This window comes from Allosphingosinicella sp. (assembly GCF_046295735.1).
Classification (GTDB): Bacteria; Pseudomonadota; Alphaproteobacteria; order Sphingomonadales; family Sphingomonadaceae; genus Allosphingosinicella.
In genome coordinates this window covers 99,463-117,839 of sequence record NZ_JBKBMQ010000008.1, presented here as the reverse complement: position 1 = coordinate 117,839, position 18,377 = coordinate 99,463, and the positions used below count along the sequence as shown (strand labels likewise).

The 18,377-nt window shown below is 70.4% G+C and carries 23 protein-coding genes and 1 pseudogene; 7 read left to right on the top strand and 17 right to left on the bottom strand.

Annotation, left to right across the window (positions count from 1 at the left end):
* The first annotated feature begins 129 nt into the window (after window positions 1-129).
* On the top strand, window positions 130-711 hold the full coding sequence (locus ACK4K7_RS09290) for a YqaA family protein (protein ID WP_431865416.1): 582 nt from the start codon (window positions 130-132) through the stop codon (window positions 709-711).
* Here the strand turns inward: ACK4K7_RS09290 and ACK4K7_RS09285 are convergent.
* On the bottom strand, window positions 699-1,163 hold the full coding sequence (locus tag ACK4K7_RS09285; RefSeq protein ID WP_431865415.1) for an NUDIX hydrolase: 465 nt from the start codon (window positions 1,161-1,163) through the stop codon (window positions 699-701). The two genes, ACK4K7_RS09290 and ACK4K7_RS09285, sit on opposite strands and share 13 nt — an antisense overlap.
* Window positions 1,164-1,265: 102 nt before the next feature.
* Window positions 1,266-1,871 (bottom strand): PRC-barrel domain-containing protein, encoded by a 606-nt coding sequence (locus ACK4K7_RS09280; protein ID WP_431865413.1) that lies wholly within the window; start codon window positions 1,869-1,871, stop codon window positions 1,266-1,268.
* Between the two features lie 288 nt (window positions 1,872-2,159).
* Here ACK4K7_RS09280 and ACK4K7_RS09275 point away from each other — a divergent pair, with 288 nt between their 5' ends.
* Window positions 2,160-3,467 carry a ferredoxin reductase family protein gene (locus tag ACK4K7_RS09275; protein ID WP_431865411.1) on the top strand — a complete coding sequence of 436 codons (1,308 nt, stop codon included), beginning with the start codon at window positions 2,160-2,162 and terminating at the stop codon, window positions 3,465-3,467.
* 12 nt (window positions 3,468-3,479) lie between these two features.
* A complete protein-coding gene (locus ACK4K7_RS09270; RefSeq protein WP_431865410.1) occupies window positions 3,480-3,644 on the top strand; it encodes a hypothetical protein in 165 nt (54 codons plus the stop codon).
* On the opposite strand, the gene ACK4K7_RS09265 is transcribed toward ACK4K7_RS09270, so the two are convergent.
* Genes ACK4K7_RS09265 through ACK4K7_RS09220 form a run of 10 tightly spaced genes read right to left on the bottom strand, consistent with a single transcriptional unit; the run spans window position 3,602 to window position 12,291 of the window.
* Window positions 3,602-4,642: a sodium:calcium antiporter gene (locus ACK4K7_RS09265; protein WP_431865409.1), complete on the bottom strand. Its 1,041-nt coding sequence runs from the start codon at window positions 4,640-4,642 to the stop codon at window positions 3,602-3,604. The genes ACK4K7_RS09270 and ACK4K7_RS09265 overlap by 43 nt on opposite strands.
* Window positions 4,639-5,421 carry an ion transporter gene (locus tag ACK4K7_RS09260; RefSeq protein WP_431865407.1) on the bottom strand — a complete coding sequence of 261 codons (783 nt, stop codon included), beginning with the start codon at window positions 5,419-5,421 and terminating at the stop codon, window positions 4,639-4,641. The genes ACK4K7_RS09265 and ACK4K7_RS09260 overlap by 4 nt, the downstream gene beginning before the upstream one ends.
* Before the next feature lie 32 nt (window positions 5,422-5,453).
* On the bottom strand, window positions 5,454-7,124 hold the full coding sequence (locus ACK4K7_RS09255; protein WP_431865406.1) for a complex I subunit 5 family protein: 1,671 nt from the start codon (window positions 7,122-7,124) through the stop codon (window positions 5,454-5,456).
* Window positions 7,121-8,590 (bottom strand): proton-conducting transporter membrane subunit, encoded by a 1,470-nt coding sequence (locus ACK4K7_RS09250; RefSeq protein ID WP_431865405.1) that lies wholly within the window; start codon window positions 8,588-8,590, stop codon window positions 7,121-7,123. Before ACK4K7_RS09250 ends, ACK4K7_RS09255 begins: the two co-directional genes overlap by 4 nt.
* On the bottom strand, window positions 8,587-10,053 hold the full coding sequence (locus ACK4K7_RS09245; protein WP_431865403.1) for a complex I subunit 5 family protein: 1,467 nt from the start codon (window positions 10,051-10,053) through the stop codon (window positions 8,587-8,589). The genes ACK4K7_RS09250 and ACK4K7_RS09245 overlap by 4 nt, the downstream gene beginning before the upstream one ends.
* Window positions 10,046-10,363 carry an NADH-quinone oxidoreductase subunit K gene (locus ACK4K7_RS09240; RefSeq protein ID WP_431865401.1) on the bottom strand — a complete coding sequence of 106 codons (318 nt, stop codon included), beginning with the start codon at window positions 10,361-10,363 and terminating at the stop codon, window positions 10,046-10,048. The genes ACK4K7_RS09245 and ACK4K7_RS09240 overlap by 8 nt, the downstream gene beginning before the upstream one ends.
* Window positions 10,360-11,280 carry a hydrogenase subunit MbhD domain-containing protein gene (locus tag ACK4K7_RS09235; protein ID WP_431865399.1) on the bottom strand — a complete coding sequence of 307 codons (921 nt, stop codon included), beginning with the start codon at window positions 11,278-11,280 and terminating at the stop codon, window positions 10,360-10,362. Before ACK4K7_RS09235 ends, ACK4K7_RS09240 begins: the two co-directional genes overlap by 4 nt.
* Entirely contained in the window at window positions 11,277-11,564 is a 288-nt protein-coding gene (locus tag ACK4K7_RS09230; RefSeq protein ID WP_431865397.1) for a cation:proton antiporter, read from the bottom strand. Before ACK4K7_RS09230 ends, ACK4K7_RS09235 begins: the two co-directional genes overlap by 4 nt.
* Window positions 11,561-11,842, bottom strand: coding sequence for a monovalent cation/H+ antiporter complex subunit F (locus ACK4K7_RS09225; protein WP_431865396.1), 282 nt, complete (start codon window positions 11,840-11,842; stop codon window positions 11,561-11,563). Before ACK4K7_RS09225 ends, ACK4K7_RS09230 begins: the two co-directional genes overlap by 4 nt.
* Window positions 11,839-12,291 carry a Na+/H+ antiporter subunit E gene (locus tag ACK4K7_RS09220; protein WP_431865395.1) on the bottom strand — a complete coding sequence of 151 codons (453 nt, stop codon included), beginning with the start codon at window positions 12,289-12,291 and terminating at the stop codon, window positions 11,839-11,841. The genes ACK4K7_RS09225 and ACK4K7_RS09220 overlap by 4 nt, the downstream gene beginning before the upstream one ends.
* Before the next feature lie 166 nt (window positions 12,292-12,457).
* On the opposite strand from ACK4K7_RS09220, the gene ACK4K7_RS09215 reads away from it, so the two are divergent.
* The 3 genes from ACK4K7_RS09215 (at window position 12,458) to arsB (ending at window position 14,431) form a co-directional block, all read left to right on the top strand.
* On the top strand, window positions 12,458-12,781 hold the full coding sequence (locus tag ACK4K7_RS09215; protein WP_431865394.1) for an ArsR/SmtB family transcription factor: 324 nt from the start codon (window positions 12,458-12,460) through the stop codon (window positions 12,779-12,781).
* Window positions 12,778-13,227 carry an ArsI/CadI family heavy metal resistance metalloenzyme gene (locus ACK4K7_RS09210; RefSeq protein ID WP_431865393.1) on the top strand — a complete coding sequence of 150 codons (450 nt, stop codon included), beginning with the start codon at window positions 12,778-12,780 and terminating at the stop codon, window positions 13,225-13,227. Before ACK4K7_RS09215 ends, ACK4K7_RS09210 begins: the two co-directional genes overlap by 4 nt.
* A 151-nt stretch (window positions 13,228-13,378) precedes the next feature.
* The gene (gene arsB / locus ACK4K7_RS09205; RefSeq protein WP_431865392.1) at window positions 13,379-14,431 is read left to right on the top strand and encodes an ACR3 family arsenite efflux transporter; all 1,053 of its coding nucleotides are present in this window, start codon (window positions 13,379-13,381) and stop codon (window positions 14,429-14,431) included.
* Between the two features lie 45 nt (window positions 14,432-14,476).
* Here arsB and ACK4K7_RS09200 read toward each other — a convergent pair.
* The 5 genes and pseudogenes from ACK4K7_RS09200 to ACK4K7_RS09180 all read right to left on the bottom strand — a co-directional run.
* Window positions 14,477-15,724, bottom strand: a pseudogene (locus ACK4K7_RS09200) (PH domain-containing protein); the annotation flags it as partial.
* 155 nt (window positions 15,725-15,879) lie between these two features.
* Window positions 15,880-16,410 carry a PH domain-containing protein gene (locus ACK4K7_RS09195; protein WP_431865390.1) on the bottom strand — a complete coding sequence of 177 codons (531 nt, stop codon included), beginning with the start codon at window positions 16,408-16,410 and terminating at the stop codon, window positions 15,880-15,882.
* Window positions 16,411-16,417: 7 nt separating this feature from the next.
* On the bottom strand, window positions 16,418-16,936 hold the full coding sequence (locus tag ACK4K7_RS09190; protein ID WP_431865388.1) for a metallophosphoesterase family protein: 519 nt from the start codon (window positions 16,934-16,936) through the stop codon (window positions 16,418-16,420).
* 7 nt (window positions 16,937-16,943) lie between these two features.
* Window positions 16,944-17,117: a DUF1328 domain-containing protein gene (locus ACK4K7_RS09185; protein WP_431865387.1), complete on the bottom strand. Its 174-nt coding sequence runs from the start codon at window positions 17,115-17,117 to the stop codon at window positions 16,944-16,946.
* 69 nt (window positions 17,118-17,186) lie between these two features.
* A complete protein-coding gene (locus tag ACK4K7_RS09180; RefSeq protein ID WP_431865386.1) occupies window positions 17,187-17,912 on the bottom strand; it encodes a TorF family putative porin in 726 nt (241 codons plus the stop codon).
* 96 nt (window positions 17,913-18,008) lie between these two features.
* Between ACK4K7_RS09180 and ACK4K7_RS09175 the strand changes: the two genes are divergently transcribed.
* A complete protein-coding gene (locus ACK4K7_RS09175; protein WP_431865384.1) occupies window positions 18,009-18,377 on the top strand; it encodes a hypothetical protein in 369 nt (122 codons plus the stop codon).

The following is an 18,377-nucleotide window of genomic DNA, read 5'->3' as shown; positions in this document are numbered from 1 at the left end:
CCTCGTCTTGTACGCACCCAGGCCAGGCGGCGAAAGCCGCAAAGCCTCTTCCTTCGGGCGCTCCCGCCTTCTAGACGGCGAAGGACCAAGGGGCGCCTTCCTCCACCCTCCAGACCTCAAGGGCCAACGATGCTTCGCCGTCTCTACCAATGGACGCTCGACAAATGCGCGCACCCGCTCGCCGAGCGGTGGCTTGCCTTCATCAGTTTCGTCGAAAGCTCCTTCTTCCCGATCCCGCCCGACGTGCTGCTGGGGCCGATGTGCCTGGCGCGGCCGGACCGGGCCTTCCGCTACGCCTTCATCTGCACCGTCGCCTCGGTGCTGGGGGCGCTGCTCGGCTATGCGATCGGCTATTTCCTGATGGAGACGGTGGGGCAGTGGATTCTGTCCCTCTACGGCCTCGAGCAAAGCTTTCAGACCTTCGCCGACAATTTCAACGAACATGGCTGGGTGATCGTGCTGCTCGCCGGTTTCACGCCGCTGCCCTTCAAGGTGATCACCATCGCCGCCGGGGCGACGGTGATGCCGCTCTACATCCTCGTCTTCGCCTCGATCATCGCGCGCAGCGCCCGCTTCTTCCTGGTCGCCGCCTTGTTGTGGAAGTTCGGCGAGCCGATGAAGCGCCTGATCGACCGGCACTTCAACCTGCTCACCGTTCTGTTCGGCGTGCTGTTCGTCGGCGGGTTCGTGCTGCTGCGCTACGCGATCTGATCGAGCCGGCGGATCAGCGCGGCGAGCTCGGCCGAGCGGACCGCGCCCGCCGCCTCTTCCGCCGGAAACCAGCGCCGTCGCCGCTCGGCGCGCTCCGGCCAGTCGGCCAGCTCGCGCTCCACCGCCAGCGGGTGGACCGCGATCATGCAGCGCAGCGACGGCCGCGCGATCCGGCTCTTCAGGTGGAGGAAGCGGCCCATCTCCCGCGGGTCGATGCGGCCGGAGACGCCGGCTTCCTCATAGGCTTCCCGCGCCGCCGTCTCGGCCGGGCCACGGCCGGGCTCGGGCCAGCCCTTGGGGAGGATCCACTGGCCGGTACCCCGGCTCGTGACGAGAAGCACCTCCAGTCCCCCCTCCCCGCTCCGGCGCCAAGGCAGCGCGCCGACCTGCAGCGGCGGCCGCCGCCAGGGAAAAGGAAGGCGGCGCAGGCGGTTGAGAAAGGTCGCGATCATGCCGCCTCAACGCGCCGGAGCGCATTCGGCCCCCTCAACCAGGACGCGGCAGCAGCGACGGAGAAGCGGCTACTCCGAAAAAAACAGGGACTGTCCCTATTTTCAGGCCTGATCAGTCCGCGGAGGGCGCCGGTAGAAAATGAGGATGCTGCGGCGATAGGCCGGCGTGAAGTCCGGCTCGTCCGCCGCTTCGAAACGCGGCGCGTTCGCCAGCTCCTCCTTGGTGACGTCCAGCAGATATCCGTCCAGTTCCTCGTCATAGTCGAGCACCGCCCAGGGCAAGGGGAACAGGCTGGCGCCGAAGCCGAAATGGCCGCCGAACGTCATCACCGCATAAGCAACGCGGCCGCTATACTTGTCGACCATGAAATTCTGGATGGTGCCCAGCCGCGCGCCGTCGCTGCCGTAAACGGCGGTGCCTTCGACCTTGGTCGAGGAGATGAGCCGCATCGATTCGTCGGTCTGGAGCCGCAGGCGGAAGGCCTCCTCGCCGTCCTCCTCCCCGTCTCCGCGCCCGACGAAGCGGCTGGCGGCATAAGCGGCGCCCGCCACCGCCGCCGCGGCCCCGACGCCGAGGCCCACCTTGCGCCAGTCGGTACCCGCCGCGGCATCGCCGCCGCACGCTTCGAGCGCCGGATCCGGCTCGAAAGCGGCGCCGCCCGCCTCGGGAGTGAACTCCACGTCCTTGGTCTTGTCGCTGATGGTCATGAAAGCCTCCTTCCACCCCTATCAACCCAAAGGGCGCCGCAGGCGTTCCGGAGCGTGGAGCGAAGGCGGACGATGCGTCCGAAACAAGAGCCCCGTCGGACAGCCGGCGGGGCTCTTGGGAGCCGGTTCACGGCTCGCTCTATCGTTCATCTCAGACGAGCATCCTCTCTCGAGCGAACGACCGTAAAAACGCCCCTCCGGGCCTCCCGGTTCCGGAAAATCGGCCCGATCGGAGGCTTGATCGGAAACGGGGCGGACCCAAGCCGCCGCGCCCTCGTTCCACCTTCCATGAACAAGCGCGCCGCCCTGTGGATCGGGCTCTATCTGCTGCTGGTCGCCGCGCCGCTGCTGGTGCTGATGGCGGGACCCGCGCCGCCGGGCCGCGAATTCTGGTGGGACTTCTCCAAGGGGCTCGGCTTCGCGGGCCTCGCCATGTTCGGCATCCAGTTCGCGCTCACCGCCCGCTTCCGCCGCGCGAGCGCGCCGTTCGGCATCGACATCATCTATTTTGCCCACAAATATCTCGCCTGGATCGCGCTCGGCCTCGTCTTCGCGCACTGGGCGATCATCTACCTCTTTTATGCCGAGGCCGCGGGGCCGCTGAACCCGCTGGAGGCGCCGTGGGAGATGACCGCCGGGCGCGGCGCGCTGCTGCTGTTCTCGCTCGCCGTCGTCACCACCCAGTGGCGAGTCCGGCTCGGGCTGGAATATGGCCTCTGGCGCTATTGCCACGTCGCCTTCGCGACGCTGGGCTTCCTGCTCGCCGCCGCCCATGTCGCCGGCATCGGCTATTACACGCAGGCCCCGCAGAGCCTGGCGCTGTGGCTCGGCCTCACGCTCGGCTGGATCGGCCTGTGGCTGTGGCTCCGGATCGCCAAGCCCTGGCGGCAGAAGCGCCGGCCGTACAAGGTGGTGGAGCTGAGGGAGGAAGGGCCGGACACCTACACGCTGGCGCTCGCGCCCGACGGGCATGAGGGGCTGGCGGGCTTCCAGCCGGGCCAGTTCGCCTGGCTCACCCTGCGCCATTCCCCCTACACGTTGCGCGAGCATCCCTTCTCCATCTCCTCGCCGCCCGAGGCGCTTCCGCGGGTCGAGTTCACGATCAAGGCGCTGGGCGACTTCACCTCCCGCATCCGCGACGTCGTGCCGGGCGAGCGGGCGTTCCTGGACGGGCCGTTCGGCGCCTTCTCGCCGGACCGCTGGCCGGACGCGCCCGCGGTGGTGATGATCGCCGGCGGCGTCGGCGTCACGCCGATGATGAGCATCGCGCGCAGCCAGGCGGCGCGCGGCGGCGGCCGGCCGCTCTACCTGTTCTACGCGAACAGGACCGAAGCCGACATCCTGTTCCGCGAGGAGCTGGAGCGGTTGCCGATCACGGTCGTCCACATCCTCGAACAGCCGCCGGAAGGATGGAGCGGCGAAAGCGGCTTTCTCGACGCCGCCATGCTCGACCGCCACCTGCCGAAGGATCGGCGCGCCGAATGCGCCTATTTCCTCTGCGGCCCGCCGCCGATGATGGCGGCGGTCGAAGCCCATCTCGCCAGGCTCGGCGTGCCGGAAGCGCGCATCGAGCAGGAAATCTTCAACCTCACCTGAAGGGCGGCGGACATGCGCAGGCGCAAGGCACTCTGGCTCACCATCCTGACGGGCGCGCTCGTCCTCCTGCTCGCGCTCGGCTTCGCGCTGGTCCAGCATCCCGGCGAAGGACTGGAGGACGTGCCGGACCTCGGTCAGGCCGCGACGCTCCACAGCAGGGCCAGCCCAGCCGCATAGGTCGCGATGACGGCAATCGAGTCGTAGCCGAGCCGTCCCACCTGCCGGTCCTGCCGGCGCAGCATGCCGACCAGGTAGATGGCGGTGAGGAGAATGCCGAGCAAGGCGGCGAGGCTGGAGAAGGCATTGACCGAATTCAGCACCGGCGGGCCGCCGTAGAAGGCGTCGACCAGCGCGATCAGCGCCACGTCGGTGATGTTGCCGCCGAACACGTCTCCCATCGCCATTCCGGGCTGGCGGAGGCGCACCGCCGCGATGGCGCTGCTGAGCTCGGGCAGCGAGGTGGCGAAGGCCAGGAGGACGAGGCCGATCATCTGCGATCCGACGCCTGTTTCGACGGCGATCGCCTCCGCCGTCCGGGTGAGCACATAGCCGGCCGCGAGGATCGCCAGGGCCGCGGCCCCGGTCCGGAGCGCGAGCGCGCCGTTGCCGATGGCCTGCGCCGGACCCGCCTCCGCCCCCGCTTCGCGCGTCTTCGAGAAGCGGCCGGGCGGCGGGACCCAGCTCCGGTCGGACCCCGCCCGGTGAAGGAGCAGCATGCCCAGCACATAGAGGATGACGAGGCCGCCCGACCACAGGCCGATCCCCAGCACCGCCGTGTCGCCCACGATCGTGCCGGCCAGCGCCACGGTGAGGATGGCGATGCACAGCACCGCCTGCAGCATCACCGCCGGGGTGGGCAGCGTCGAGGTGATCGCGCGGCGACGTAGCGCCATGTCGGCGGCGGCGATCACCATGATCTGGAAGGCGACGCCGCCCAGCAGATTGTTGACGGCAAGGTCGGCATTGCCGCCGAGCGCCGCCGTTCCGGCGGTCGCGACTTCGGGGAGCGAGGTGATGAGGCCGAGCAGCACGACGCCGATCACCGCGCCGCTGAGCCCGGTCCGCTCGGCGATCGCGGTGGCATAGCCCGCGAGGCGGGTGCCCGCCGCCCACACCGTCGCCGCCCCCACGGCGAAGACGGCGGCGAGCGCCCAGAGCGGCAGCGCCTCGATCACCGGCGGCCGAGCTCCGTGCGCAGGGCGGCGATCTCGTCGCGCAAGGCCCGGATTTCCGCGGAGCCGGCGACCTCGCCCTGCTCGTCCTCCGCGTCGCGGCCGATGAAGAAGCTTGCGAAGGTGGCGGTGATGTAACCGAAGACGGCAAGGCCGTAGATGGTGAGCAAGGTGGTGAGGACGCGGCCTTCCAGCGTCTCCGGCCAGGGTCCGGTGCCGATGCTGGCGACCAGCATGATCGTCCACCAGAGCGCGTCCCAGTAAGAGGTGAAGCCGACGCCGGCCATCCCCGCGGGCTCGAAGCTCAGCATCCCCGCCGCGCCGAGCGCGATCACGAGCGAGGTGAGGCCGAGGACATAGCCGAACTGGCGCCGCGCGAGCGTCAGGCGGAGCGCGTTCATCCCGCGATTGGCGGTGCCGACAATCCGCACCAGGCGGAAGCCGCGCAGCACATGGGCGGCGCGAAGAACGGCGAAGGCGCGCACCAGCCGCAGCGCCGGGACAGCGAGCGCGATGACAGTGATGACGTTGTTGCGCAGGAACCGCAGCTTGTCCGGCGCGATCGTGATCCGCAGCAGGAATTCGAGGATGAACAGGATCCAGATGGCGGTGCCGAGCCAGGTGAGCAGCTGGTCGGTCCCGCGGATCAGCTCGGTGACGACGATGGCGAGCCAGGCGAAGCTCAGGAACAGCATCGGCGTGGTCAGCCAATCCTCGAGCTGGGCGAGCACGCGCAGCCGCTCCTCGGGGCAGTCCTCGTCCCGTTCCGGTGTGTCCGCCATCTGCGCCTCCGCGATCGTTACGGAGGAATAACTCAGGCCATGGCGGCAAGTGCCACGAGGCCGCAGGCGAGGAGGAGCAGCGCCCCCGCGGCGGGCCAGCGGGCGAAGACCCGTTCCGCCCGTTCGAAATGGGGGATTTCCGGCATTGAGAGCGTCGGCGGCCGGATCCGTTCGGCGCGGCGCATCAGGATGAGGACCAGGCGGAAGGCGCGCTCCAGCGGCACGACGATGTCCCCTTCGGCGATGCGCAGCTCGGGGCGGCGCGGGAGCCGCAGCGCGCCCGCCATCAGGGCGGCGCCCACCAGGATCGGCCACAGCGCGCCCCACAGGCTGGCGGGCGTCACCGCATAGCCGAGCGTCAGCTCGGTAAGGCCGGGGAAGAGCAGCCAGGGCAGCGCCAGCGCCGCCGCCAGGCAGCCGAGGAAGGGCAGCAGCAAGGCGGCGGGCGGCGGCCCTTCGGCAGGCGCGGCGCGGCGGAGCAGTTGCAGGAAGCGGAGCATCAGCAACGTCGTGCCGACCGCGGAGAGCGTCACGAGCAAAGTCGCCGCCCCCTCGCCCATCGGCCCCTTGATGGCGAGCTTGGCAAGCGCGCCGCCGGTGAAAGGCAGGCCGGCGATGGCGAGTGCGGCGACGCCGGCGGCGAGCACCACCGGTCCGCGGCTCCTGCGGCCGCTCTTCTCGACGAGGCCGACGGAGAGGAACAGCGCGCCCTTGGCGAGGCCATGATGGGCGCCGTAGAGCGTCGCGGCGGCGAGCACGAGCCCGACGCCCGGCGAGCCGAAGCCGGAGCCGAGCAGCACGATCACCAGTCCCATCTGGCTGAGCGTGGAATAAGCGAGCACCGTCTTCGGCCGGTGCTGCACCACGCCGAACAGGACGCCCAGATAAGCGGTGGCGAGGCCGAGGGCGACGAGCGCCGCGCTCCAGCCCGGCAGGTCCGCCTCCAGCGGAAGGAAGGTGGCGAGCCCGTAGATGCCGGCCTTGACGATCGCGCCGGAAAGCACGGCCGAGGCCGGCACCGGCGCCGCCGGATGGGCGAGCGGCAGCCAGACGTGGAGCGGCATCAGCCCCGCCTTGAGGCCGAAGCCGGCGACCAGGAGGCCGACCGCCAGATCGCGCGCCGGAAAGTCCTCGGCCAGCGCGGCGCGCACGTCGACGATGAGGATCGTGCCCGCCGCCTGCGCGCCGATCAGGAAGCCGAGCAGCAGCATCGTCTCACCGAGCACCGCCAGCACCAGATAGATGCGCGCCGCCCGCCGCGCCTCGGCGGTGCCGTAATGGACGACGAGCCCGAAGGCGGCGAGCGAGAGCGTGGCGAAGGCGAGATAGAAGCTCACCACGTCGGCGGCGACGAACAGCAGCATGTTGCCGCTGAGCGTCGCGAGCCAGAATCCGGCGAAGCGCTCGCGCCGCTCGCCCGCGATCGTCGCCCAGGCGAAGATGCCGGCGAGGATCCACAGGAGGGCGCCGACGCCGAGGAAGATGCGCGCCGTTTCCGTCAGCCCCATCCCGGCGCCGAGCAGGGTGCGGGGGAACGGATCCTCCACGCCCCCGGGCAGCAGCACAGCCGCCGCGAGCGCCGGCACGGGCGCGAACGGCAACAGACGGAACAGCGCGCCGCGCGCGCCCGGCGCCAGCACCAGCAAGGTGAGCGCGATCGGCAGGCCGGGCGCGGCGTAGAGGAGGATGTGGTGCCAGGTCACATCCCATACTCCCGCTCGACGATGAGCTGCGCCCAGCTCAGCGGGCTATAGTCCATGCCGGCGAACAGGCCGACGAGCAGCGCGACCGCCGCCGTCACCACCGCCGGTCCGATCAGCATGTAGTTGCGCTCCCGCCCCGGCGGCACCGGCGGCCCTTCGGGCGAACGGAACCAGGCGCGGTAGATGAGCGGGAGGAAATAAGCGGCGTTGAGCAGGCTGCTCGCGGCCAGGATGAAGATCACCCAAAGCTGCCCCGCCTGCAGCCCGCCAACGCCCAGCTGCCACTTGCTGACGAAGCCCGCCACCGGCGGCACGCCGATCATGCCGAGCGCGGCGATGGAGAAGGCGAACATGGTGAGCGGCATCGCGCGCCCGGCGCCGTCGAGCTGATCGACCTTGGTCACCTTCATCCGCTCGGCCAGCGCGCCGGCGCAGAAGAACAGGGTGATCTTCATCAGCCCCTGGTGGACGAGATGGACGAGCCCGCCGACCGTCGCCCACGGCCCGGCCAGCGCCGTGCCGAGGACGATGTAGCTCACCTGGCTGACCGTCGAATAAGCGAGCCGCTTCTTGATGTCGCGCTGGAACAAGGCGCGCAGCGATCCCCAGACGATCGTCGCCGCCGCCACCGCCGCGAGCGGAAGCCCGACCCCCAGTTCCTGGACGAGATCGAAGCCGTAGACGTCGTAGACGATGCGCACGATGCCGAAGGCGCCGGCCTTCACCACCGCGACCGCGTGGAGCAAAGCGCTGACCGGCGCCGGCGCCACCATCGCCGCGGGCAGCCAGCCGTGGAGGGGGATGAGCGCCGCCTTCACGCCCATGCCGCCCACCAGCAGGAAGAAGATGATCTGGAGCGAGGTGCGGTCCAGCCCCAGGAGGCCGTCATGCACCGCGAATTCGACCGGCCCGGCCATGCTTTCCAGCCACACCATGCCGATCAGCAGCAGCGCGCTGCCGCCGAGCGTGTAGGCGAGATATTTGCGGCCGGCGGAGATCGAGCTTTCATCGCCCTTGTGGGTGACGAGCGGCCAGGTCGACAGCGTCAGGAATTCGTAGAAGATGAAGAAGGTGATCAGCGTGCCCGACAAGGCGACGCCGGTGGTCGCCGCGACGCACAGGCTGAAGAAGCCGAAGAAGCGCGACTGGTTGGGTCCCTCGCCGAAATAGGCGATCGCGTAGATGGTGGTGAGCAGCCACAGCAAGGCGGACAATGTCAGGAACAGGAGGCAGAGCGCGTCGACGCGGAGCAGCAGCTCCAGCCCCGGCGCGAGCGCCAGCCGCGTCTCGTAGATTTCGCCCGCCGCCACGCCGCCCAGCATCAGCGCGACGAGGCCGAGCTTCGCCACCGCGCCGGCAAGGTTGATCGCGGTGCGCAGGCGCGGCCGCGTGTCGGGAATGCGGAAGATGACGAGCGCCGGAAGGAAGCTCGTCAGCAGGGTGAGGACGGGCAGCCAGGCGCTCATGACAGCCCCGTCGCCGCGGTCAGCGGGCTGCCGGTCTGGATCAGCCGGTAAGGCGCCATCGAGGCGAGGCCGAGCAGCACCGCCGCCACGGCGAGGGCGAGCGGCACCGCCTCCAGGCTCCAGTGGACGCGGGCGAGCGGCGGCGCGTCGTCCGGGCGCTTGCGCATCAGCTCGTTCAAGGGCCGGAACAGGTAGACGGCGGACAGGAGGCCGCCGACCACCAGCACCGCCCCCCACCACCAGCCGCCGCCGGCGAAGCTCGCCGTCAGCATCAGATATTTCGCGAGGAAGCCCCCGCTCGGCGGCAGACCCATCAGCGATATGGCGGCGAGTGCGAAGGCGAAGCTCGCGATCGGCACGGACTTGCCGAGCCCGGCCATGTTGCCGATCCGGTCGTCGCCGGCCGACAGGATCATCGCGCCGGCCGCCAGGAACATCGCCGCCTTGGCGAGGCCATGGGCAAGACCGTGGAACACGCCCCCGCTCCAGGCGCTCGCCGCCCAGGGCTGCGCCTCCCCGCCGCCGCCCGCGAGCGGGAAGACGAGGAACAGATAGCCGAGCTGCGCCACAGTGGAATAAGCGACCACCATCTTCAGCCGCTGCTGCCGGATCGCCATCGCGCCGCCATAGAGCACCGCCATCGCGCCGAGCAGACCCAGCAAGGTTACCGAGCCGGCGGTCGCGAGCGGGGCGAGCACGTCGAACCAGAGCCGCAGCAGGATGTAGAAGCTCGCCTTCACCACCAGCGCGGAGAGGAGCGCGCTGGCCGGCGCCGGCGCGCCGCTATGGGCGGGCGGCAGCCAGGCGTGGAAGGGGAACAGCGCGGTCTTGGCGAACAGGCCCGTGCTCATCAGCGCCGCCGCCGCCCAGGACGCGGGCTCCGGCCCCAGCCGCTCGCCGAGCAGCACCATGTCGAGCGTGCCATAGGCGCCGTAGAGCAGAGCCGCGCCCGCCAGGAAGGCGAGCGATCCGAACAAAGCGAACAGCAGATAGCGCATCGCCGCGGCAAGCGTGGCCGTGCGCCCGTCGAGCGCCACCATCGCCACCGCGGCGAGCGTCAGCAGCTCCAGCGCGACATAGAGGTTGAACAGGTCGCGGCTGAGGAAGACCGCGTTCACCGCCGCCCACAAAGCGTAGAAGAGCGGCCAGAAGGCGAAGCGCTTGCGCGTCTCCTCGCCGCCGCTGCCGAGATAGCGGATCGCGAACAGCCCGCAGCCGCTCGCCACCACGGCGCTCAGCGCCACGAAGGCGGCGGCGAGGCCGTCGGCGCGCAGCAGAATGCCGAGCGGCGGGTCCCAGCCGCCGAGCGCATGGGTGGACGGCGCGCCGGCCGCCACCGCCCAGGCGAGGAACAGGCTGCCCGGCACCGCCGCCCACAGCAGGAGCGGCGCCCGCCGCCCCGCCACGACGGCGAGGAGGGAGGCGGCGAGCGGCAGGGCGATCGCCAGCGCCGCTTCAGCCATCGCCGTCCTCCCCGGGCTCGGGCAGGCTGGTGGCGCCGGTCCGCTCGTGCAGGCGAACGACCAGGGTGACGGCGAGCGCGGTCGCGGACAAGGCGACGACGATGCCGGTGATGATCATCGCCTGCGGCACCGGATCGCTGGTGGCGTCCCCCGCCCGCCGCGCCAGCGCGCCGAACAGCAGGAACAGGCCGCTGCCGATCAGGTTGAAGGCGAGCACCTGCCGCAGCAGATGGCGCCGCGCGACGAAGCCGTAGAAGCCGATCGCGATCAGCAGCGCGCCGGTCAGGCCGTAAGCGGCGGTGGAGATCATCGCGCCCTCCGCGGCGGACCCATGACCAGCAAGGCGAGCGTCACCGCGATCGACAGCGTCAGCGCGAATTCGATGGCGAGGATCAGCTCCTTCGCCGCGCCGGGCGGGTAGGAGAGGAAGGCGCCGTGCGCGATGCCGTAGAGGCCGGCCATGACGAAGACGGCGGGTCCCAGCACCAGCGCCCAGCGCAGGCCCGCGCTGGAGACGCGCGGCGGCTCGTCGAGCCCCGCCATCATCGCCAGCAGCCAGACCGCCGCGAGCACCGTCCCGCCCTGGAAGGCGCCGCCGGGCGCGCTGGCGCCCGTCCAGACCAGATAGACGCCGATGACCAGCCCAACCGGCGGCAGGAAGCGGCCGAAGGTGGCGAGCACGCCGTCGGGCCGCACATGCTGGCGAAGACCGGGCCGGCCGCCCCACAGATCGTCCGGCGCCAGCGCCCAGACGCCCACTAGGGCGATGAGCAGCACCACCGCCTCCAGCAGCGTGTCCCAGCCGCGGAAGTTCAGCAGCACCGCCGTCACCGGATTGTCGGCGCCGGAGACGGCGAGATTGGCCGCGACCTGTGGCCGCAGACCGACATCGGGGCGCACCAGATCGACCACCACGACGGCGAGGCCGGCTGCGAGCGCGACGCACAGGATCAGGGCGGCCGGGCGGAAATCGAGCCGGTGCGGCGACTTGCCCTCCAGCCGCGCCGCCGCGCCGAGCAGCAGCACGCCGGTGAGGCCGGCGCCGATCGCGGCCTCGGCGAGCGCCACGTCGACCGCGCCGAGCCGCACCCAGGCGATGGCGAGCAGCAGTCCGTAGACGACGAACAAGGCGACGCCCGCGAACAGGTCCCGCCCCGCGATCGCCCCGAGCGCGACCGCGACGATGATGAGGCACAGGAGGATGTCGAACGCCTCGCCCACGTTCATGGCCGCGCCTCCGGCGGCAGGGCGGTGCGGGCGATGAGCTGCGCCACCGTCGCCGCCGCGATCACCGTCAGCAGCCAGACGAGAAGCAGCTTCACCACCGTCCAGCCGTCGCCCGCCTGCAGGACCGCGCCGAGCACGATGAAGCCGAGGCCGAGATTGTCGGCCTTGGTGAGCGCGTGGAGGCGCGAATGGACGTCCGTGAAGCGCAGCAGCCCCACCGTCCCGGCGACGAAGAAGAAGAGGCCGGCCGCGATCAGGACGGCGGAAGCGAGGTCGAGGATCATGCCTCCGTCTCCGGATCGCCGGCGCCGTCGCGGCTCTGGCTCTTGACGAAGCCCACCGCCGCGAAGGCGGCGAGCAAGGCGAGCAGCAGCGCGACGTCGAGCACGCCGGGCTGGCCGTGGACCAGCGACAGGAGGACCAGCATCGCGACGCCCGCGGTGCCGATCAGCTGCGCGCCCATCATCCGGTCGGCCCGCGTCGGCCCCTTGAGGACGCGGGCGAGGCTGGCGGCGATGTTGAGCAGGATCACCATCGCCGCCGCGTAGAAGAACAACGTCATGGCTCCACCGCCTTGCCCAGACGCTCCTCTTCCTCCGCGATCTGCGCGGCGACGGGAAGACCGGCGTCGAGGCAATGGACGAGCAGGCGATCGCCCTCCTCGCCCGCCACCAGGGTACCGGGAAGCAGACTGATCTCGCCGCCCAGCACCACGCGCGGCGCGCCGGCCGGAAGGCGCGGTCGGTAACGAATCCAGCCGGGGCGGAGCGGAAGCTTCGGGTGAAAGGCGCGCCAGGCGACGTCCGCCCCACCGGCCAGCGCCCGGCGGAAGAAGCCGGGCGCGAGCATCAGCAGCCGCAAAAGGCGGAGCGGCCGCTCGGCCGGCGGCGCCAGCCGAACGCTGACCCATACACCGGCGGCCGCGGCGGCGAGCCCGAACGGCAGCCCGCCCGGCGCCGCGCCGGTCAGCACCAGCCACAGGCCGAAGAAGATGGCGAAACGCTTCGCCATCAGCAGCATTTCAGTTCGCATCCGCATCGATTCCGACAACGTGAGCGATGAAGCTTGCGTTCCGGCTTCGCCACCGAGAATCATGCGTAATTTCGATATTTTTGGAATAGTCGTTGACAACCCGGTCCGACTCACATATTTCGATATCATTCGAAATGAGGTTGCGATGAACTCCACCCAGGCCGTCGAAGCGCTCTCCGCCCTCGCGCAGGAGCATCGGCTCGCTCTGTTCCGCTTGCTGGTGCAGGCGGGGGAGGAAGGAATGGCGGCAGGCGCGATCGCCGCGAAGCTCGGCGTTCCGAACAGCTCGCTCTCCTTCCATCTCGCCCAGCTCAACCGCGCCGGCCTCGTCCGGCAGGAGCGGCAGGGCCGGTCGCTCGTCTACCGCGCCGATTATGGCGCGATGAACGGGCTTGTCGCCTACCTCATGGAGAATTGCTGCGCCGGCGCCGACTGCGGCCCCGCGCCAACCGAAGGGAATTGCCGATGAAGCGCCTGCACGTCCATGTCGGGGTGAGCGACCTCGACCGCTCGATCGCTTTCTACTCCACCCTGTTCGGCGCGGCGCCGACGGTGACGAAGCCCGATTACGCCAAGTGGATGCTCGACGATCCGCGCGTCAACTTCGCGATCTCGGCCGCCAACGCGGCGAAGGGGATCGAGCATCTCGGCATCCAGGCGGAAAGCCCGGCGGAGCTCGGCGAGGTCTATGGCCGGCTGAAGGCCGCCGACCGGCCGGTCCTTGAGGAAGGCTGCACCACCTGCTGCTACGCCAGGAGCGAGAAGAGCTGGATCGCCGATCCGGACGGAGTCGTCTGGGAAGCCTTCTTCACCAGCGGCGAGGCCACTTATTATGGCGACAGCCCCGCTCTGTCGGCGGTCTCGGAAACGGCGGCCGACAGCTGTTGCGTCCCGGCGGGAGCGCAGGCGGCCTGACGAAGAAGGGGCGGTCTTCGACAAGTTCAGGCCGAACGGCGTGTGGGTGAACCCCGCACTGGGAGCGCACCCACACCCCCCCACCCGTTCGGCCTGAGCCTGTCGAAGGCCGCGCCTCCTCCCCTTCAACACGTTGCGGCATGGAGCGGAAATGCTTGTCTCGTCACGAAAACCGAACCTCGCCGCCGGCCTCGGCCTGTTCGAAAAGTGGCTGTCGCTGTGGGTGGCGCTCGCCATCCTCGCCGGTCTGCTGCTCGGCAATGTGGCGCCCGGGGTCTTCGCGGCGCTGGCGGCGATCGAATATGCGTCGGTCAATGTCCCCGTCGCGCTGCTGATCTGGGCGATGATCTTCCCGATGATGGTGGCGGTCGATTTTTCGAGCCTGCGCCGCGTCGGCGAGAAGCCCAAGGGGCTGGTCCTCACCGTGGCGGTGAACTGGCTGGTGAAGCCGTTCACCATGGCCGGCCTCGCCGTGCTGTTCTTCGAAACCGTTTTCGCCGGCCTCATCGATCCGGCCGACGCGCAGCAATATATCGCCGGGCTCATCCTGCTCGGCGCCGCGCCCTGCACGGCGATGGTGTTCGTCTGGTCGCAGATGACCAAGGGCGATCCCAATTACACGCTGGTCCAGGTGTCGGTGAACGACGTCATCATGGTCTTCGCCTTCGCGCCGATCGTCGCCTTCCTGCTCGGCGTCACCGATATATCAGTGCCTTGGGAGACGTTGCTTCTATCGGTTCTGCTCTACGTCGTCGTACCGCTGATCGCCGGCGCGCTCACCCGCCGGGCGCTTGTCCGGCGCGGCGGCGCGGTGGAGGAATTCACCGCGGCGCTGAAGCCGCTGTCGGTGATCGGCCTGCTGCTCACCGTCGTCCTCCTGTTCGGTTTTCAGGGACGGGTGATCGTCGAGGATCCGCTACTGATCGCGCTCATCGCGACGCCGATCCTCATCCAGTCCTACGCCATCTTCGCGATCGCTTATGCCGCCGCCTGGGCGTGGCGCGTCTCCTTCCCCGTCGCCGCCCCCTGCGCGTTGATCGGCACGTCCAATTTCTTCGAGCTGGCGGTCGCGGTGGCGATCGGCCTGTTCGGCCTCGGCAGCGGCGCCGCGCTCGCCACCGTGGTCGGTGTCCTGGTCGAGGTGCCGGTGATGCTCTCGCTGGTCGCCTTCGCCAACGCGACGCGGAGCCGCTTCCCGGAGTGACGCCCGCCGGACGTGGAACAGGCGCAGGAGCCGTTCCGACAAGGCGTCCGCGTCGCGCGCGTCGAGATCGACGATGGCGGGGTGGCGCAGCGCGCTCGCGCCCGCCGTGTCGATCCTGATCGTGGCGAGCCGCAGCCACCGCTGCAGCGGCGAGCGGCTGAGCTCCAGCGTCTGGAGCTTTTCGAACGGCACGATCCAAAGCCGTCGCCGCAGCAGCCCGTCGGACACGAACAACGCCCGCTCCCCGATCGCATAATGATGCTTGCGCAGCCTGAGCGCCGCGCCGATCGCGAGCGCGAACAGCACCAAGGCGGGGATGGCGGCGGCGGGCTCGATCACGGCGGCGGCGATCCCCGCCAGCGCGGCGGCGAGCAGGAGCGGCGCGGCCCGCCGGATCAGGGCGCGGCGCGGCATGCCGATGAAGTCGGCGCGCGGCGGAGGCGGCGGAAAGCCCGGTTCGGCCAGGATCGGCAGGATCTCGCCCAGCCGGGCGAACGGCGCCGCGCTCTGCAACCCGCCTTCCTTCCGGTCCGCGCCGAGCGTCTGGAAGGACAGCTGGAACCAGCCGAGCGCGCGCATCAGCAGCCCGCTGTCGATCGCCGCCACCTGGGTGCGCCGGACCGGGATCACCGTTTCGGACAAAGTGAACAGGCCGCGCCGCCGCCTGAGCCCCGTCTCCCCCCGGCTCAAGGTGAAGCCGAAGTCGCGCGCCACCGTCCTCAGCACCCCTGCCACCATCCCCGCCAGCCAAAGCAGGAAGGCGAGGATCAGCGTGATCTGGAGCGTCACCGCTCCCGCCGCCGCTTCGGCCGGAATCCGCCAGCGTTCGGGGTTGTAGAGGTCGAAGCCGAACAATTGCTCCAGATACTGAACCGCGCCGAAGATCACGGCGAGGAAGACGAGCGAGAAGTTGAACAGGCCGGAGAAGAACACCCGCCGCAGCGACATGCGGAACAGCACCGGCTCCTCGCCGACGGTGGCCGCCGCCGGGCCGTCCGCGCCGGCCTTGTGCCAGCCGCGCACGATGTCGCGCATCCGATGGGCGTCGGCCAGCGAGATGGCGTCGAGATCGCCCTCGTCCTCGCCCGATCCGCCGGTTTCGATCCGCACCCGCGCCGTTCCGAACAGGCGGTAGAGGAGGCCCTGCTCGATCGAGATGTCCTGCACCCGATCGAACGGGATCACCCGCCGTTCCCGCTTCAGCACGCCCTGCTCGATCACGATCTCGCCGGGGGCGACGCGATAGGTGAAGCGCCACCAGCCGATCAGCGCCACGACGACGCCGATCCCCATCGCGATCGCCGCGACGGTCAGCACGCGACTCATGTCCTGCCGTTCGATGATCGCGACATAGCCGGCGCCGCCGGCGGCGAATTGCGGGATGAGCTTCAGCGAGCGGCTGATGAGGGTCGCGGGATGGAGCCGCGTCGGCCCGCTTTCGGCCGCGGTCACACCAGGTCCTGGCGGATCTTGGCGCGAATCCGGTCGCGCATCCGTTCGGCCTCGGCGACCGGGAGGCCCGGCAGCGCCACCGCGCTTCCGCGCGTGCCGGCGGTGTGGAGGATGAGGGTGGCGAGCCCGAGCGGCCGCTCGATCGGCCCCTGCGCCACGTCGATATGCTGGACCCGGCCGAACGGCACCGCCGTGCGCAGACGGATCCAGAGGCCGGAGGCGATGTGGAGTTCGTCCTCCTCCTCGCGATAGCCCCAGGCCCGGTAGCGGCGGATCGGAAGCAGGAAGGCGGCGATGAAGGCGATCGCCGCCACCGCGCCGGCCGCGATGCCGGGACCCGGCGCGGCGGGAAGGTCGCGCAGCGGCCCCATGTCCAACGCCGCCGCCGCCGCGGACAGCGCCGCCGCGACCATGGCGGCGCGGATCCGCATCGCCCAGATCTGGTTGGGATGGAGCGGCGTCATCGCCGCCGCCGTTTCGGCGACCCGTCGCTGCCCGTCATCCGCCCCTCCCCGATCGGCGTCCATCCACCGACTATGGGGATGCCGCCGCCGCTCGGCAAGCGCCGCGGCCGGCGAGCAGCTCCGCCAGCGTCACCGGGCGGAAGTCCCACACGTCCACGCCGACATCGATCTGGCGCGTCAGCGGCTTCATGCGTCCGTGGCTGTGGCCGTGGAGGTTGATCGCGCCCTTGTGCTGCCCGTTCCAGGTTCGGAACGGATAATGGCAGAGCACCAGCCGCCGCCCCTCGATCTCCAGCTCCGCATAATCCTGGACGCTGTCCCATCCGGGCGCTGAGGCGGTGCCGGGCGGATCGTTGTTGCCGCGCACCAGATGCTTGCGTCCGGGGAGGCGGGCGAGCAGCGCCGGCACGTCCGCCGCCCGCCGCGCGACGTCGCCCAGGTGCCAGACCTCGTCCTCCGGAGCCACCGCCGCGTTCCAGCGGGCGACCAGCGCCGCGTCCATCTCGGCGACCGACGCGAACGGCCGCCGGCCGATGTTCAGCGTGCGATGGTCGCCGAAATGGGTGTCGCTCGTGAAGAAGACGCGCAACGGCCCGCTATTTGACCTTTCGGTAGACGGTGAAGCCCAGCACGAACAGGATCACGAAGATGATCACCGCCAGCCAGAACAGGATGCGCGCGATCTCGATGAAGGCGCCGGCAAGCCCGCCGAAGCCCAGCACCGCGAGCACCAGCGCGATCACCGCGAAAATCAGGGCCCATCTCAGCATGTCGTCACTCCCTCTCGTTCGGGAAGTGTAACGGACCTGGCGGCCGGAAGGTCCCTGCGCGGCTGCGGCCTAGAAACGGACGCCGACCGATCCGACGATGCCGCCGCGCTGACCCGGCGCGCTCGGCAGGTTGGTGTCCACATAGCGCACGCCGACCTGGGCGACGCCGAGCGCGAAGCGGCCGCCGAGCGACCAGTTGGTGTAGCTGCCGTAGCGGCCCCAGTCCTGCCGACCGGCATGGGCGGTCAGCGTCAGCGGAGTGAGCGGAATGCCCGCCTCCAGTTCGCCGAACAGATAGAGCATGTCCTCGTCCCCGGTCGCGCGCTGCGCCGGGGCCCAGTTGGCGCCGACGGTCGCCTCGACCGGGCCGAGCAGATAGGAGGCGGAGGCATAGGGCTCGAAATAGTTGGTGGCGCCCTCCCCGCCGACGAAGGCGAAATAGCGCACGCCGCCGTCGACGCTCAGCCCGGCGCCGACATCGGTGCCGTAGCCGCCGTACAGCTCCAGCTGGACGTCGCCCAGATCCTGGAGGCGCGGATTGCGGAAGCGGAAATTGTCGATCCCCTTCAGCGTCGTCGCGCGCACGCCGGTATAGATGCCAGTATCGCTCGTGACGGTGAGCGCGCCCTGCAGCGCCGGATCGCCGTCGGAGCGGGAGAGGCCGCGGAAGCGATAGTCGCTCATCAGCGTCGCCTCGGCCGAAATGTCGAGCCCGGTGCCGGGCAGCGGCAAAGCGGCGGCCGGCGCGGCAGCCAGGAGGCCGGTGAGGAACGCGGGCACAATCAACAGCTTCATCGAACAATCCCTTCCGCTACCGCCCCTGCCCGATCCGGGCGCGGCTGGCAAATGTTAGCGCTTCCTTAGGCATGACGCCCCTAGGGTGAAGGCGCGATGACCCACCAGGCCGCCCCCGATCCAACGCCCGGCCGCAACGAGGCCGGCCGCCAGGTCGCCCAGCTGCGCGAGCTGCTGGGCCTGGTCGAGGCGGTGGCCGGACGCGGCGCACCCGAACATGCCGACGGCGCGCTCGACGAGGCGGCGCTGATCAGCGCGGCCTACGAAACCGCCTCGCCGCTCGTGCGCCGGCGCTTCGACGCGCTCGCGGCCGAGACCGCCGCTTGGGCGGCTGCGGGCGTCGAGGCGCTGGTCGCCGCCGAAGCGGCGGGCCCGCGCGGCGCCGCCGCCCGGCTGGCCGACGAGCTCGAAGGCGCGCTTTACGACCTGTCGCGCACCGTCGGGGCCTCTCCCACCGCGCGCTGA